The sequence below is a fragment of the Bacillus sp. EKM202B genome (genome assembly GCF_011066025.1).
Classification (GTDB): domain Bacteria; phylum Bacillota; class Bacilli; order Bacillales; family Bacillaceae_G; genus Bacillus_A; species Bacillus_A toyonensis.
The window spans coordinates 122,795-138,451 of sequence record NZ_JAAMNK010000005.1 but is presented as its reverse complement, the minus strand read 5'-3'; the positions used below and the strand labels follow the sequence as shown (position 1 = coordinate 138,451).

17 protein-coding genes are annotated in these 15,657 nt (G+C 35.2%); 11 read left to right on the top strand and 6 right to left on the bottom strand.

Annotation, left to right across the window (positions count from 1 at the left end; translation table 11 throughout):
- Positions 1–225: 225 nt before the first annotated feature.
- Together G9F74_RS08995 and G9F74_RS08990 are read left to right on the top strand one after the other, a co-directional pair.
- Positions 226–1,407, top strand: a complete 1,182-nt coding sequence (locus G9F74_RS08995; protein ID WP_000673857.1) for a NupC/NupG family nucleoside CNT transporter — start codon at positions 226–228, stop codon at positions 1,405–1,407.
- Between the two features lie 499 nt (positions 1,408–1,906).
- Positions 1,907–3,088 carry a NupC/NupG family nucleoside CNT transporter gene (locus tag G9F74_RS08990; protein ID WP_000706852.1) on the top strand — a complete coding sequence of 394 codons (1,182 nt, stop codon included), beginning with the start codon at positions 1,907–1,909 and terminating at the stop codon, positions 3,086–3,088.
- Between the two features lie 44 nt (positions 3,089–3,132).
- On the opposite strand, the gene G9F74_RS08985 is transcribed toward G9F74_RS08990, so the two are convergent.
- The 3 genes from G9F74_RS08985 to G9F74_RS08975 form a co-directional block, all read right to left on the bottom strand.
- On the bottom strand, positions 3,133–4,302 hold the full coding sequence (locus G9F74_RS08985) for a DUF418 domain-containing protein (protein ID WP_001076342.1): 1,170 nt from the start codon (positions 4,300–4,302) through the stop codon (positions 3,133–3,135).
- Between the two features lie 239 nt (positions 4,303–4,541).
- On the bottom strand, positions 4,542–5,048 hold the full coding sequence (locus G9F74_RS08980) for a ferritin (RefSeq protein WP_016107217.1): 507 nt from the start codon (positions 5,046–5,048) through the stop codon (positions 4,542–4,544).
- Positions 5,049–5,101: 53 nt separating this feature from the next.
- A complete protein-coding gene (locus G9F74_RS08975; protein ID WP_000355745.1) occupies positions 5,102–5,425 on the bottom strand; it encodes a MazG nucleotide pyrophosphohydrolase domain-containing protein in 324 nt (107 codons plus the stop codon).
- A 73-nt stretch (positions 5,426–5,498) separates the two neighbouring features.
- On the opposite strand from G9F74_RS08975, the gene G9F74_RS08970 reads away from it, so the two are divergent.
- Both G9F74_RS08970 and G9F74_RS08965 read left to right on the top strand, forming a co-directional pair.
- Positions 5,499–6,077: an LOG family protein gene (locus G9F74_RS08970; protein ID WP_001225748.1), complete on the top strand. Its 579-nt coding sequence runs from the start codon at positions 5,499–5,501 to the stop codon at positions 6,075–6,077.
- Between the two features lie 119 nt (positions 6,078–6,196).
- On the top strand, positions 6,197–6,478 hold the full coding sequence (locus G9F74_RS08965; RefSeq protein ID WP_000390904.1) for a hypothetical protein: 282 nt from the start codon (positions 6,197–6,199) through the stop codon (positions 6,476–6,478).
- 16 nt (positions 6,479–6,494) lie between these two features.
- On the opposite strand, the gene G9F74_RS08960 is transcribed toward G9F74_RS08965, so the two are convergent.
- From G9F74_RS08960 to G9F74_RS08950, 3 genes are all read right to left on the bottom strand, one after another.
- Positions 6,495–6,692: a hypothetical protein gene (locus tag G9F74_RS08960; RefSeq protein ID WP_000656329.1), complete on the bottom strand. Its 198-nt coding sequence runs from the start codon at positions 6,690–6,692 to the stop codon at positions 6,495–6,497.
- Positions 6,693–7,165: 473 nt separating this feature from the next.
- A complete protein-coding gene (locus G9F74_RS08955) occupies positions 7,166–7,606 on the bottom strand; it encodes a Dps family protein (protein ID WP_001041895.1) in 441 nt (146 codons plus the stop codon).
- Positions 7,607–7,775: 169 nt separating this feature from the next.
- Positions 7,776–9,209: an alanine/glycine:cation symporter family protein gene (locus tag G9F74_RS08950; RefSeq protein WP_000227598.1), complete on the bottom strand. Its 1,434-nt coding sequence runs from the start codon at positions 9,207–9,209 to the stop codon at positions 7,776–7,778.
- A 409-nt stretch (positions 9,210–9,618) separates the two neighbouring features.
- On the opposite strand from G9F74_RS08950, the gene G9F74_RS08945 reads away from it, so the two are divergent.
- From G9F74_RS08945 to nprB, 7 genes are all read left to right on the top strand, one after another.
- Positions 9,619–10,116, top strand: coding sequence for a cation:proton antiporter regulatory subunit (locus tag G9F74_RS08945; protein ID WP_001026079.1), 498 nt, complete (start codon positions 9,619–9,621; stop codon positions 10,114–10,116).
- Positions 10,117–11,316 carry a cation:proton antiporter gene (locus tag G9F74_RS08940; RefSeq protein WP_000380223.1) on the top strand — a complete coding sequence of 400 codons (1,200 nt, stop codon included), beginning with the start codon at positions 10,117–10,119 and terminating at the stop codon, positions 11,314–11,316. It abuts the gene before it with no gap.
- 79 nt (positions 11,317–11,395) lie between these two features.
- Positions 11,396–11,989 carry an undecaprenyl phosphate transporter UptA gene (gene uptA, locus G9F74_RS08935; protein WP_000900210.1) on the top strand — a complete coding sequence of 198 codons (594 nt, stop codon included), beginning with the start codon at positions 11,396–11,398 and terminating at the stop codon, positions 11,987–11,989.
- Between the two features lie 134 nt (positions 11,990–12,123).
- Positions 12,124–12,558 carry a DUF3920 family protein gene (locus G9F74_RS08930; RefSeq protein WP_000422813.1) on the top strand — a complete coding sequence of 145 codons (435 nt, stop codon included), beginning with the start codon at positions 12,124–12,126 and terminating at the stop codon, positions 12,556–12,558.
- Positions 12,559–12,669: 111 nt separating this feature from the next.
- The gene (locus G9F74_RS08925) at positions 12,670–13,080 is read left to right on the top strand and encodes a MarR family winged helix-turn-helix transcriptional regulator (protein WP_000845485.1); all 411 of its coding nucleotides are present in this window, start codon (positions 12,670–12,672) and stop codon (positions 13,078–13,080) included.
- A gap of 51 nt (positions 13,081–13,131) precedes the next feature.
- Positions 13,132–13,827 (top strand): pirin family protein, encoded by a 696-nt coding sequence (locus G9F74_RS08920; protein WP_000488949.1) that lies wholly within the window; start codon positions 13,132–13,134, stop codon positions 13,825–13,827.
- A 158-nt stretch (positions 13,828–13,985) separates the two neighbouring features.
- Positions 13,986–15,635 carry a neutral protease NprB gene (gene nprB / locus G9F74_RS08915; protein ID WP_033668206.1) on the top strand — a complete coding sequence of 550 codons (1,650 nt, stop codon included), beginning with the start codon at positions 13,986–13,988 and terminating at the stop codon, positions 15,633–15,635.
- Positions 15,636–15,657 lie beyond the last annotated feature (22 nt).

The window sequence follows — 15,657 nt, the reverse complement described above, 5'->3', positions numbered from 1 at the left end:
CGAACATTAATGAGGTTTTTATAATAAAATGTAATTTTTTTTAGAAAAGTGCGGATATGAGTTGGGATTTATGATAGAATGGAAAATGCCTTTGAGACAAGAGGTTTTATGATTTTTCATATCCAGTTAAGTGTTTTGGTGGAGAAATGGAAAGTTCGGATTATTTCTTGTTTTGAATGGTCAGACGTTCAACGTTAATGAAGAGTTAAATGGAGGATTTTATTAATGAAGTTTGTTATGTTTCTTGTAGGATTACTCGTTGTATTCGTACTCGGTTTTCTTATAAGTGCCGATCGAAAGAAGATTAAGTATAAACCAATCGCACTCATGCTTGTAATTCAGTTAGCATTATCGTATTTCTTATTAAATACGCAAGTGGGTTATATTTTAGTAAAAGGAATTTCAGATGGATTTGGCGCACTTCTTGGGTATGCGGAAGCTGGAATCGTTTTCGTATTTGGTGGCCTTGTTAATAAAGGAGAAGTTTCATTCTTCTTAACTGCATTATTACCAATCGTATTCTTCGCAGTATTAATCGGAATTTTACAACACTTTAAGATTTTACCGATATTTATTCGTGCTATTGGTACTTTGTTAAGTAAAGTAAATGGTTTAGGGAAATTAGAATCATATAATGCAGTAGCAGCTGCAATTGTTGGACAAGCGGAAGTATTTATTACAGTAAAAGATCAATTAAGTAAAATCCCAAAACATCGTTTATATACATTATGTGCATCTTCAATGTCGACAGTATCAATGTCAATCGTTGGTTCTTATATGAAAATGATCGAGCCAAAATATGTAGTAACAGCACTTGTATTAAATTTATTTAGTGGTTTCATTATTATTCATATTATTAACCCGTACGATATTACGGAAGAAGAAGATACACTGAAGTTAGAAAATAAGAAAAAGCAATCATTCTTTGAAATGTTAAGCGAATATATTATGCTTGGTTTCACGATTGCAATTACGGTAGCAGCAATGTTACTTGGTTTCGTAGCATTAATTACAGCAATCAATAGCTTGTTTGATTCAGTGTTCGGTATTACATTCCAAGCTATTTTAGGATATATTTTCTCACCATTAGCATTCGTAATGGGTATCCCGCAAGCAGAGATGGTAACAGCGGGACAAATTATGGCAACAAAATTAGTATCAAACGAGTTTGTTGCGATGCTTGATCTTGGCAAAGTAGCTGGTGATTTATCAGCTCGTACAGTAGGTATTCTTTCTGTATTCCTTGTATCATTTGCGAACTTCTCATCAATTGGAATTATCGCAGGTGCAACGAAAGGTATCGATGAAAACCAATCAAATGTTGTATCATCATTCGGTTTACGTCTTGTGTATGGTGCGACATTAGTAAGTATATTATCAGCGATTATCGTTGGTGTTATGCTATAAAGTGAAACTTTAATCAGCGGGGGGCTTCATCCCCCAGTGATTATTAGTTGAACCAATCGGGCATTTACGGGCAGTTGATCCCTCACCTAACTTCTTTGCTTTCGCTGCATTTTGAGGTGGGATCTTACTGCCAGTTAATGCGGGATAAAAAAGGATGGTTCTAGCTCATAGCTAGGGCCGTTTTTTATGGTTAAATTACATAAAAAAACCAATTAATTAGGAATATATTAACATATGAAAATCTTTTAAAATTTATATTGCATTTCTTCTAGATAACGCTTACAATTTGATTTGTAGGTGGTATCAATTTCAGACTTTTAATACGGTAGGAGAGAAGAGGCTACCTTTTATAAATTGCAATTTATGTAAACGCTTACTGATTTTAGATAACAGTTGAATAGTATTTAGGGGTTTTAAATTTTTTTAACATCAATGGTCAGACGTCATTCGTTATACGTTATACGACCAATAACTCGTGGGAGAAGTGGAGGATTCACATATGAAAATAGTAATGTTTCTAGTTGGTTTACTTGTAGTGTTTGTACTAGGTTTCCTTATAAGTTCAGATCGTAAGAAAATTAAATATAAGCCAATTGCACTTATGCTTGTCATTCAATTGGTACTTGCGTATTTCTTATTAAATACAAAGGTCGGATTTGTATTAGTAAAAGGGATTGCAGATGGATTTGGCGCTATTTTAAAATTTGCGGAAGCTGGGGTTAATTTCGTATTTGGTGGTTTAGCGAACGATGGACAAGCACCATTCTTCTTAACAGTATTATTACCGATTATTTTCTTAGCGGTATTAATTGGGATCTTGCAACATATTAAAGTTTTACCGATTATCATTCGTGCAGTCGGTTTCGTACTAAGTAAAATTAACGGTTTAGGAAAACTAGAATCATATAATGCAGTAGCAGCTGCAATTGTTGGTCAAGGTGAAGTATTTATTACAGTAAAAGATCAATTAAGCAAATTACCGAAAAATCGTTTATACACACTTTGTGCATCTTCAATGTCAACAGTATCAATGTCAATCGTCGGTTCTTATATGAAAATGATTGATCCAAAATATGTAGTAACAGCACTTGTATTAAACTTATTTAGTGGATTCATTATCGTTCATATTATCAATCCATATGAAGTGAAAGAAGAAGACGATATTTTAGAATTACAAGAAGATAAGAAACAAACATTCTTTGAAATGTTAGGCGAATATATTATGCTTGGTTTCTCTATCGCTGTAACAGTAGCGGCGATGTTAATCGGTTTCGTAGCATTAATTACAGCAATTAACGGTGTATTCGATTCAATTTTCGGAATCACATTCCAAAGCATTTTAGGATATATCTTCTCACCATTAGCATTCGTAATGGGTATTCCAACATCAGAGATGCTAGCAGCGGGACAAATTATGGCAACAAAATTAGTAACGAACGAATTCGTTGCAATGCTTGACCTTGGAAAAGTAGCTGGTGATTTATCAACTCGTACAGTAGGTATTTTATCTATCTTCCTTGTATCATTTGCGAACTTCTCATCTATCGGAATTATCGCAGGTGCAACAAAGAGTATCGATGGCAAACAAGCAAATGTTGTATCATCATTCGGACTAAAACTTGTATACGGTGCAACGTTAGTAAGTATATTATCAGCGATTATTGTTGGGGTTATGCTTTAATAAATTAAGAAAAGCAATGAGCGTAGGCTCATTGCTTTTTTTGTTTAACTTGCTTTATCCAAGTCTTTTTTAAATCGTGGTCTCTCTAAATAAGTTCCCATTCTCCACGCATATTCTATAGGGCCCATTCGGTATTTCTGTAGCCAATAGGTGCTAACGAATAATTGAATTGTATAAATTCCAATGGTCAAAAGAATACCGAAGAAATATCCGATTTTACCGAATAAGCCAAAGCCGTATGCGTAAAAAATTGTTGTTGTGATAATGGATTGAGCTAAGTAATTACTAACCGACATTTTCCCCATATTCGCCATATATGTTAGTAAGCGCGATGCTTTTTTGTAATGGAATAATAAAATAATGGTGCTTCCGTAAAAGAATGTCATGGTTACTGATGTAAGGCCATCGTGTAACATAATTAAAATTGGATGCTTTACGAACACGGCTAAGATTTTAATTGTAAAAGAGAAAATACCAGTGATAAGCCAAATCTTTTTGATAGAAGGTATGTGTTTATCAATCTCAAATAGCCAGCCCTTTTTTCCTACATACATTCCGAGTAAGAAAAGTGGGGACATAAAAATTATTGCGAAAATTGATATGAAAACTAGTCCGAAGAAACCGTTAATCCCAATATAATCGAAAGGACTTTCAGTTAACCTAAAGTTGACATGATCCATATAGCTTCCAGTTTCATGAACTTTATGCTCTTTTTCAATATAAGGAGCAAAATCATTAATATTTGTATTTGGATCAGTTTGATAAGACATAAGTGTAATGAGTGCGAGTAGAATAGTTGCCCAAATCAATAATGTTTTTGGTTTTCTATTTATAAACATCATTAAGAAAATCCCGATAAGTCCGTATGCAAATAAAATATCTCCGGACCAAATAAAGGTACCGTGAATGAAACCTAGTAGTAAAAGAATGCTAATACGTCTTATATATGTGGGGAAAAACTTTTTTCCTTTTGCGATAATACTTTTTTGTAACAAAATAATGCTAAGCCCAAATAAAAAAGAGAATAGGGAAATGAAATTTTGTGTGCCGAAAAATTGAATAAACCAATTAGCACTTTCATCGAGTTTTCCGAAAATATAAGTGGGTTTTTCATTAGCGAATAACCCGAATTGAATTAATGTTATATTAACAAGTAAAATGCCAAATAAAGCGAAACCACGAATTGCATCAACAGCTTCTACACGTTGATTCATTTTTTCTCTCCTCACATATTGTTTTATCCCGCATTAACCAGCAGTAAGACTCCTACCTCAACAAAGAGGTTAGGTGGGAGATCAACTGCCCGTAAAGGCCCGATTAGTTGAACTTTATATTGAAGATAATACCATTCCTTAACTGGTTCTATGTCAAATGCTAGGAAATTTAAGGTGATTTTAAGATAGAAAGCAAATAAAAAAATCACCTTAATACACTCATTAAGGTGATTAAAATATTACTCAGCTGGAGGCGTAAATGTACGTTTCTCTAATTCAGCATCTAGCATAAATAGTGCGTTTGAATCGCTTGTAATACGTTTTAATTTTTGAATGATGCTATCGAATGAAGCTTCTTCTTCTACTTGCTCATCAACGAACCATTTTAAGAATGTAATTGTTGCATGCTCACGCTCATCCCAAGCAATATCAGATAAGTGATAAATACGTTTCGTTACTTCACGCTCGTGCTCAAGTGCGATTTCAAAAGCGTTCAATACAGATTCATATTCGTTATTTGGATTATCGAATCCAGTAATAATAGCGCGCTCACCGCGGTCGTTAATATAGTTGTAAAGCTTCATTGCGTGGAAACGCTCTTCTTCAGCTTGTACAAGGAAAAAGTTAGCGAATCCATCATAGCTCTCAGCTGTACAGTAAGCAGCCATTGCCATATAAGCGTGGGCAGAGTAAAATTCAAAGTTCATTTGTTCATTTAATGCGTCGTGCAATTTTTTAGATAACATAAAATCCCCCTTATTATTGTGACAAGAATATTATACCATAATTGATAATATTCTCATTTGAGTGCTTCGAACCTTTTCGAAAGCTTTGTGACGTGTGCGTCCATAATGTCTTGTAAATCCAAATCATATTTTTGCGAAAGAATAATAAGGTTAGATAGTACATCACCAAGTTCTTCTTTTAGTTCTTGTTTTAGCTCTTCTTCTGTTTTCGCATCTTCATCGGGACGATCGCGGCCGATTTCAATAGCGCGAACAACTCGTGAAACTTCTCCAACTTCTTCAGTTAAGAAATTTAAGCGAATAAAGGCATTATACTGTGACCAGCTTCGTTTTTCGTAAAATTCCTCAACCCATCTTTGAAATGCAACGATATCCATTTCTTCCTCATCTCCTCAATATGTTGTACAATGTCAATTGTATCATAACAATATATAGTTTCGGGGTGTAGGAATGAGAAAGATTTGTGTGTTTGCAGGTTCCAATTTAGGGGAGAGACCAGAGTTTAAAGAGCAGGCAATCCAGTTAGGAAAAATGTTTGTTGAGAACGACTATGAGCTCGTATACGGTGGTTCATGCGTTGGATTAATGGGAGAAGTAGCAAACGAAGTTCTTCGCTTAGGCGGACGTGTAACAGGTGTTATGCCGCGTGGTCTATTTCGAGGAGAAATCGTACATACAGGATTAACAGAATTAATTGAGGTAGAAACGATGCATGAGCGCAAGGCGAAAATGGCAGAGCTTGCGGATGCTTTCATTGCATTACCAGGCGGATATGGAACGTTTGAAGAGCTCTTTGAAGTAGTATGTTGGTCACAAATTGGTATACATAATAAGCCGGTTGGTTTATTGAACATAAAAGACTTTTACGGACCAATTTTGCAAATGGTTGAACGGGCAGCAGAAGAAGGCTTTATGAATCCATCGAATAAAGAGTTAATTGTTTCCGCTGAGACGGCAGATAAACTAATTCATGAAATCCAAAATTACGAGCGTCCTGTCTTGGGGACGAAGTGGAAGCAATTATCATAGTACGTTTTTATAGCGATTTATAGAAACACATGTCTTTTTTATCGTAAAAAGACATGTGTTTTTAATTTAGTTAAATATATTAATGTTAGAATATATAGTTTTTCGGAAAGGAGGAATAGATGGAGGAGTTTGTGTATTTACGTCCTGTTTTTAAAAGTATTTTAGCAGCGTCTATTCTTGTTATGCTAATTGTTTTAAGACAGAAGAAAGAGCTGATTAATGAGTTTTCGCTTTGGTTTATTTCGATATTGTGTGTTGGTGTTTCAGCGATAACATTGTTTATGTCTGGATTTATCATTGATGAATATAGTCTAGGTGGAGATGGACAATCGTTTTCTATGTTTATTGCGATTGGTTGTATCAGTGGTTTGAATTTTGTTATTTATTATAGACGGAAATAAAAGAAGGCATTCCATATTACTTTGGAATGCCTTTATCATTTTGATTACTTTGTTTTTTATACAGGTACCAGCCACCCCAGCCGCCACCAATTGCTACGACAACGAGGAAAGCATAGTCTTTCACCTCGACACGTATATTGAAAATATTAGCTATAAGTAAGACGATTCCAACTGTTATTAACGCAAAAAATGCTCTAATTAAGTAGTCTTTCAACTGAACCACTCCCGCCATTTAAGTAGTAAATGATGAATTTGGAAAAGCTTTTTGGATCTATTTTACTAAAAGGTGTTTCCTATATTTTAACATAGATGAGATTGTAATATATTGATAAAAGTAGGGCGAGGGGGGTGTTAATATTGTCATGATTTGTCGATAAATTGATATCCTTTGTCGAATCGTTGATATATTGCTTGTAATGATCGATATAATGAAAAAATCGTTGATATATTGCGAGTTATGATCGATATATTTGAAAAATCGTTGATATAATTTCGTGTACCGTTAAATGCAACCATTACATAAAAAAAGCGACTCTGAACGAGTCGCTTCCGCTTTTACATAATATCCAGCTCCGGTAGCTAGAATGTTCGGTGGCTTCGCTTTTTCCTGCGAGGCAAAGAGCGCCTCTACGTTAAAAGCTCCATCCCCCTCACATTCTGAGCAAGCTACCTCCGCTTTAAAATCTATTATTGATTCAAGAACGCACGTAGCATCCAAGCGTGTTTTTCTAGTTCTGTGTAGATGCCTAGTAGTAGGTCAGATGTCATTTCATCGTCAGAGTCTTGAGCGATTTCCATGCCTTTTTTCAGTTCGACTAGCATCATTTCGTAGTCTTTCATGATTGCCTCGACCATCCCTTCTGCAGTTTCTCCGTAAGCTGCTTCTTGAATAGAAGATAGTTCTAAGTATTCTTTCATTGTTGCTACTGGTTTGCCGCCAATTGCTAAAATGCGTTCTGCAATTTCATCGATGTGAGTAGCTGATTCTGTGTAAAGTTCTTCGAATTTCTCGTGTAATGTGAAGAATTGAGGTCCTTTTACGTACCAATGGAAGTTGTGTAATTTTGTAAATAAAACGCTCCAGTCTGCTACTTGTTTGTTTAATACTTCGATTACTTGTTTGTTCATTATGATCAATCTCCTTTTGAGTTGTTATGTTATATCAATTACTAATTTATAATTATTATAATCTAGTAATTTGTATAAATCAACCCTTTTGCTGGAATTAATTTGAACAAATTATGAACTGTTGTAAATAAAAGGCCCTATTACGGTGAAGTAATAGGGCCTTTGTTTGTTAAACAGCCTTTTGTTTTTCTTCTACATCCTGCCCATCCCAACACTCTGTATTCTTTAAGCCAGGGATAGAACTTGCAAGGAAGACAGGATCTTTACCTTGTTTCTTTTGCTTAATGTAGTCTACTAATGCTGCATAGGCAAATTTGCTAAGGAATGAGATGGCAATTAAGTTTGTGAATACCATTAGTCCCATGAATAAATCAGCTAAACTCCAAACAGTTTGAAGGGCAGCGATTGATCCGAAGAACACCATTCCGACAACTGCAACGCGATAAATCATTAACCATGTTTTGCTTTCTTTAATGAATGCGATATTTGTTTCACCATAATAGTAGTTTCCTAGTAAGGAGCTGAAAGCGAAGAGGAAAATAATAATCGCTAAGAAAGTGCTTGCCCACGGTCCAATTTGTGAACTTAATGCTTGCTGTGTTAATTCAATACCTTCTAAATTTGATCCTTTGTAAAGTCCAGAACATAATACGATAAACGCTGTTGATGTACATACTAAGAATGTATCTACGAAAACACCTAATGCTTGAACAAGTCCTTGTTTTACAGGATGAGATACATCAGATGTTGCTGCTGCATTAGGAGAGCTCCCCATACCTGCTTCTGTCGCGAATAAACCGCGTTGGATTCCGAACTTGATAGCTGCTCCAATACCACCAGCGATGGCTTGGTCTAAACCGAATGCACCGTTAAAGATTTCCATGAAAATGCTTGGTAACATATTGAAGTTGTTAATCACGACAAAAATAGCCACACCAATATAAACAATTGCCATTGGGGGAACAATCATTTCTGTAATGCGTGAAATGCTCTTAATACCGCCGAAAATAATAACTGCAACTAGTAAAGCTAGTATAGCTCCTACGATCGTTCGCTCTAATCCGAAAGCATTTTCAAACGCTATTGTTACTGTATTTGCTTGTACTGAATTGAAAATTAATCCGTACGCAACTGTAATAAGAAGTGAAAACCAGACACCCATCCAGCGTTTGTTTAACCCTTTTTCCATGTAATATGCTGGGCCACCACGGAACCTGCGTCCATCTTTTACTTTATAAATTTGCGCGAGCGTACATTCTACAAAACTAGTAGCTGCTCCGAGAATCGCGATAAACCACATCCAAAATATTGCACCAGGTCCTCCCATTGAAATTGCTAATGCTACACCAGCTAAGTTCCCGATACCAATGCGAGCGGCTGCACTTAAGCAAAATGCTTGGAATGGAGAGATGCTATCTTTCTTTTTTTCTTTTCGATTAAATCCTTTACTAATTAAACTGACCATCTCACTGAAATGAGTAATTTGGACAAATTTTAATTTGAAAGAGAAATAAAGACCGAAGCCGATTAGCATTGCAATAAGAATATATGACCATAAAATATTATTCGTTACCTCAAGGAATCTGCTAAAGATATCAACCATATAATACACTTCCTTTTTTCTGTAATAAGAAAATTATATGCAAAAAATATACTAGAATCAATTTTTCTAAAAAATGATGTTACTTAAATGTGTTTTATGTTATGATTATGTTACATCGTAATATTTTTAGAATTATTTACATTTTAAAAAACTAAATGTAAAGCGAGAAAGTGGGGATAATTTGAAAGAAGAAACTTTATTGAAAGTAAGCCTTGAGAGTTTAAAAATGAGAAGCAATGTATTTTTTATCGTTACATCTTCAAGTATTTTTCTAGGGGCCACTTATTATTACAATAAAAGATTTCCAAATCATAAGTATCCGGAGTGGTTAGAATTTCTAAAATTGGTTGGATGAACAAAAGACTGAAAAACAGAAAATTCAAATAAAATTGTTGAGGAGGAGCTAAATATGAATATTAGAGAAAGTGAACTTCCAGGTATTGGGTATAAATTTCAAATCGTTACGAAAGGTAACGAAAAAATGGTGATTGTGATTCATGATGACGGACGTAGAGAAATGTATCATTTTGATTCAGATCATGAAGAAAGTATTTCTAGTATTTCATTACGTGACTCAGAAGCAAGACAAGTTGCAGCAATATTAGGTGGAATGGTATATAAGCCTAGGGCATTAGAAAATGTTGAGATGGTCTTTGAAGGTTTAGCGATTGAGTGGTTTAAAGTGGAGAATGCAGCTCCAGCAATCGGAAAAACAATTGGTGATCTTGAAATAAGAAAAACGTATAGCGTAACGATAATTGCAGTTATGAAAAAGAATATGAAAAAGCTATTTAATCCAGGACCAGAAACAGTAATTGAAGAAGGCGATATGCTAGTAGTTTCAGGTGAGAGAGAAGAAATTAAAAAAATTATTAATGAGTTACTTTCGAATAGGGGGACTGACTAGATGGATACTTTAATTTTTGAAGTTGGTACAGCTTTAGTTCTAGTGGCAATTGCAGCAGTAATCGCTGGAAAGTTTAAGTTCTCAGTAATTCCTTTTCTAATTGTTCTTGGCATGTTAGTAGGGCCGCACGCGCCGACAATAGGTGTAATCGATCTCAAATTTATTGAAAGTGCAAGTGTAATATCCTTCCTTGGAAGAATTGGCGTTCTGTTCCTTCTCTTCTATCTAGGGCTAGAATTTTCGATGAAGAAACTAATTAAATCCGGACGTTCTATTGCGATTGGTGGAACAATCTATATTCTAATTAACTTTTCACTTGGATTATTATACGGGTTTATCATGGGATTCCCATTACTAGAAATTTTAATTATTGCGGGTATTATTACGATTTCTTCTAGTGCCATCGTTGCGAAAGTATTAGTGGATTTAAGAAGAACTGGTAATAATGAAACCGAACTAATTTTAGGAATTATTATGTTTGAAGATATATTCCTTGCTGTATATTTATCAGTCGTTTCTGGTTTAGTACTTGGGGATCATGCTTCCTTCTTAGGTGCTCTTACTTCAATTGGAATTGCTTTAGGATATATGCTTCTATTCTTTATTGTGGCTAGAAAAGCAACGCCGTTATTAAATAAATTGCTCAATATTAGTTCAGATGAAATCTTTATTATTGTAGTATTTGCTTCGTTATTCTTCATCGCTGGTTTTTCAGAAACAATTCACGTTGCAGAAGCAATCGGAGCACTTCTTTTAGGATTAGTTTTCTCTGAGACAGAGCATAGTGATCGAATTGAACATCTTGTTGTTCCATTTAGAGACTTTTTCGGAGCAATTTTCTTCTTCAGCTTCGGGTTAAGTATCGATCCGTTCTCGTTAGGCGGAGCAATATGGTTAACGCTAGGTGCGGTACTTCTTACGATAATCGGTAACTTTGTAGCAGGGATGATTGCAGGAAGACAAGCTGGATTATCTCATAAAGCTTCTACAAATATTGGATTAACAATCGTTTCAAGGGGAGAATTCTCCATCATTATGGCTAATATCGGTATCGCAGGTGGTTTAATGTCAGTGTTAAAACCATTCTCAGCACTATACGTGCTTATACTATCCATCTTAGGTCCACTTCTGACAAAAGAGTCAAAGAATGTATATAAATTTTTAAATAAAATCTTTAAGTGGGATACGAAGACTAACTAAATTTTAAAAGTAAAAGTACAAGATACTTACTGCTTGTACTTTTATTTTTGGTAACGAAAACAGTAAAGAGAGGTAAATGATGTTAGGAGAGTTGATTCATTCAGTTTTAGTTTTTCTAGAAGGACTTGGTTATTGGGGAATTATGCTTGGATTGATGTTAGAAGTTATTCCGAGTGAAATCGTATTGTCTTATGCAGGTTATTTAGTATCAACAGGAAGCATTACATTTTGGGGAGCTGTTGCGTTCGGGACAATTGGCGGTGTAATCGCACAACTATTTATTTATTGGATTGGTCGATACGGAGGAAGACCTGTTCTTGAGCGATATGGAAAATATATTTTAATTCAGAAAAAGCATATTGATTATGCAGAAGATTGGTTTAATCGTTACGGAACTGGCGTTATCTTTACGGCACGTTTTATTCCTGTTGTGCGTCATGCTATTTCCATACCAGCGGGTATTGCGAAAATGTCACATGCTAAGTTTATTACGCTAACTACATTAGCTGTTATTCCATGGTCAATTGTGTTTGTATATTTAGGATTTAAATTAGGTTCAGAGTGGGAAAGCATTAATAAAGTAGCTGGGCCATATGTGAAATATTTTGCACTTGCTGCTATTGTTTGCGCAATTGGTTATTTTGTACTAAAAAAAATTATGAAAAAAAAGTAATTATGGAAAAGAACCTATACTAATATAGGTTCTTTTTATTGTCATTTTTCAAAGGGGGAAAGAGTATGTTTAATATTTACCATATTGTGGCATACATATAGAAAAAGAGAGCTTGGAAAGGGGAATAAAAAGAAATGGAACTCCAGTTTCAAAATGTATATCAACAGGTGGAGAATTGGTATGTGTTGGATTCGGAGCTTCCTTGGGATGTCAAAAGGATTAGAGAGGATTTATTTTCTCTTATTGAAGTATGTAAAACGCCAGTTATTTTTTGCGATACGTGTGATGCAAATCATGTACTTCTATCATTAGGGGAAGAGGAAGAGGAGTTTTTATTCCCCGTAGGTGGTTTTTATCATAAAGAAAAACAATTAATTTTCGTTTGTATGTGGGATGAGTATGAGCAAGTGCTTAAAACACTACTGCATGAATTTCGCCATGCGATGCAGCATAAGAGAGAAGTATTGTATGTTGGAAGTAAATCGTATGAAGAGAGATGGATTGAGAAAGATGCGAAGAAGTTCGCGGAGAGGAAATTAGATGAATATAAAAATAGAAAATTGATGTAAGCATAGTGGAGAAATAGCGCTATGCTTCCTTTGTTACTTACTAAAAATAAGTAATTGACTTCTATAAAGTTTAGTTCTAAACTAATAGTATGAAACGAGCGAGGTGATGAAATGAAAACAGAAGATAGATTAGGACTACTATTATGGTTTCGTTTATCACGTTTTTATAACAAGAGTATTCGTGAGACGAATCAGCATTTGAAAAAATGGAATGTATCTGCCGCTCAGTTTGATGTACTAGCTCAAGTTGGAGGACATAATCGTTTAACGCAGCAAGAGCTTGGGAAGAAGCTATTTGTTACGAAAGGAAATGTCACGCAGCTTTTAAATAAAATGGAGCAGCTGGACTGGATTGGGCGTGAACAAGAAGGTACTACGAAATATATTTCGTTAACAGAAACGGGAAGAGCTTTATATGAGGAGATCGTCCCGCCCCAGGAAACGTTCCAAGCGGAGCAGTTTCATAAATTAAATATAGAAGAACAAAATCAATTATTAAAATTACTAAAAAAATTACAGTAAGAAACAATTTTAAAGTAAATCTTGAATTCGAGATAATATGAGGTGAAGGATATGTTTAGAAAAGTTGATCATAAAAATATGGGTAGAGCAAATCACGGTTGGTTAAATACACATTTTCATTTTTCCTTTGCTAATTATTACAATCCAAATAATATGAGTTTTGGAGCGTTACGTGTTATTAACGATGATTTAGTAGCGGCACAAACTGGGTTTGATATGCATCCGCACCGCGATATGGAAATCATTTCTTACGTTGTAGATGGTGCCTTAACACATGAAGATAGCATGGGGAATAGAGGAACAATTGAGCGTGGACATGTTCAATATATGAGTGCTGGTACTGGTGTATTTCATAGTGAACATAATTTAGGAAATGAAACATTGCGTTTATTACAAATTTGGATTTTACCAGACCGTGCTGATCATAAACCAAACTATGGTGAGTTTAAATTTGATTGGAGTAAACGTGAAAATGAGTGGTTCCATATGGTTTCCCCAGTGGACGGTGATGCGCCAATTCAAATTCACCAAGACGCGAATTTATATTCTTTATCGTTAGAGGCAGGAAAAGAAATTCATTTTCCTGTGAAAGAAGGCCGTCAATTGTACCTTGTACAAATTGAAGGAAGTAGTGTGATAAATGGTGAGATACTTGTTATGCGCGATGCGGCAGAAGCAGTAGAAGAAGATATTCATATTCAAGCGAAAGAGCAATCACACTATTTAGCAATTGAGCTAAAAAAATAACAAAATGTTTATAAAAAAGAGGACACCTGATAGGGTGTCCTCTTTTTGTGTGGAATTATCTGAAAAATGTTTCTCAAATTTTTGGAAGAGGTATCGGGTTAAAAATTCAGAATTTTATAAAAGTGTCAAAAATCTTTATGGGAATGGGGAATGTTATAGTGAAAAAGCAAGTCATTTCATCAGCATTAGCGTTAACTGTTATCGCCGGGGGATTTGGAACGTTTGGAGCAACGACAACGAAAGCAGAAGAACAAAAAATTCAATATCATCAAGAATTTAAAACACCTGCATACATAGGTGAAGAATGGAAAGCACCGGAAGGACTAGATAAAAAAGAGACGGTCTTTCAATATTTAGAGAGTAAAAAAGATATGTTTAAACTAGCAGGAAATATTGAAACACATTTTAATGTCGTTGGGGAAGAAAAAGATGCTGAATCTGGTACGACACATGTGAAGTTAGTTGAGAAACATAATAACATTCCTGTGTATGGTTCAGACCAAACTGTTACACTAGATAAAGAGAATAATGTAAAAGCATTCTTCGGACAAGTTATTCCGAATTTAGAGGATAAAAATATTCCTACCTTTGCAAGTATTAGTGCAGAACAAGCAGAAACAATTGCAAAGGCAGATATTGAAAAAGAAGTTGGTAAAGTAAAGAATTATGATGGTGTGAAAAAAGATTTATTTGTGTATGAAAAAGATGGAAACTACTATCTTGCATACTTAGTTAAGGCATCGATTTCAAAACCAGCTCCAGGCTATTGGCATTACTTTGTTGATGCAACAAATGGAAATGTGATTGAGAAATATAATGCTGTAGATAACATTACAGGATTTGGTTACGGAGTATTAGGTGCTAGACAATCATTTGAAATTGCTCAAAATGAGAAGACAGGAGCATTCCATTTATTTGATGGTAAGCGTGGACAAGGTGTTCATACGTTTGATGCAGAGAATATGGATGAAAACTGGTTTAACATATTCTCACAATGGTTTGGATATACAGGTGTCGAAGTAGAAAGTAAAAATAAGTTCTTTGATGACAAAGCAGCGGTTGATGCGCATGTAAATGCAGGGAAAGTATACGATTACTACAAAAAGACATTTAACCGTAACTCTTTCGATGATAAAGGCGCGAAGCTGATCTCCTCTGTTCACGTAGGAGAAAGCTGGAATAACGCAGCTTGGAACGGTATCCAAATGATGTATGGTGATGGAGATGGCAAGACATTTATTCCATTATCTGCTGGCCTAGATGTTATCGGGCACGAATTAACACATGCTGTAACTGAGCATACAGCAAACCTTGTTTATAAAAATGAATCAGGTGCGTTAAATGAATCGTTATCTGATATTATGGGTGTCATGGTTGAGAAGAAGAGCTGGGATTTAGGTGCTGATATTTATACACCTGGTAAACCTGGTGATGCGCTTCGTTCTCTGAAAGATCCAGCATCTATTCCAAACCCATTAAAACCAGGTGAAGGTTACCCAGATCATTACAATAAACGCTATACTGGAACAGCTGATAATGGCGGCGTTCATATTAACAGTAGTATTAACAATAAAGCTGCGTACTTAGTATCTGACGGTGGCACGCATTACGGCGTGAAAGTAACTGGAGTGGGCCGTGAAGCGACAGAAAAAATTTACTACCGTGCTCTTACTAAATATTTAACTGCAAACTCTGACTTTAAAATGATGCGTCAAGCAGCACTTCAGTCAGCAGAAGATTTATATGGTAAAAACTCTAAAGAGTTACAAGTTGTAACGAAAGCTTATGATGCAGTAGGCGTTAAATAATAAGAGAAAAAGACCTGACTAT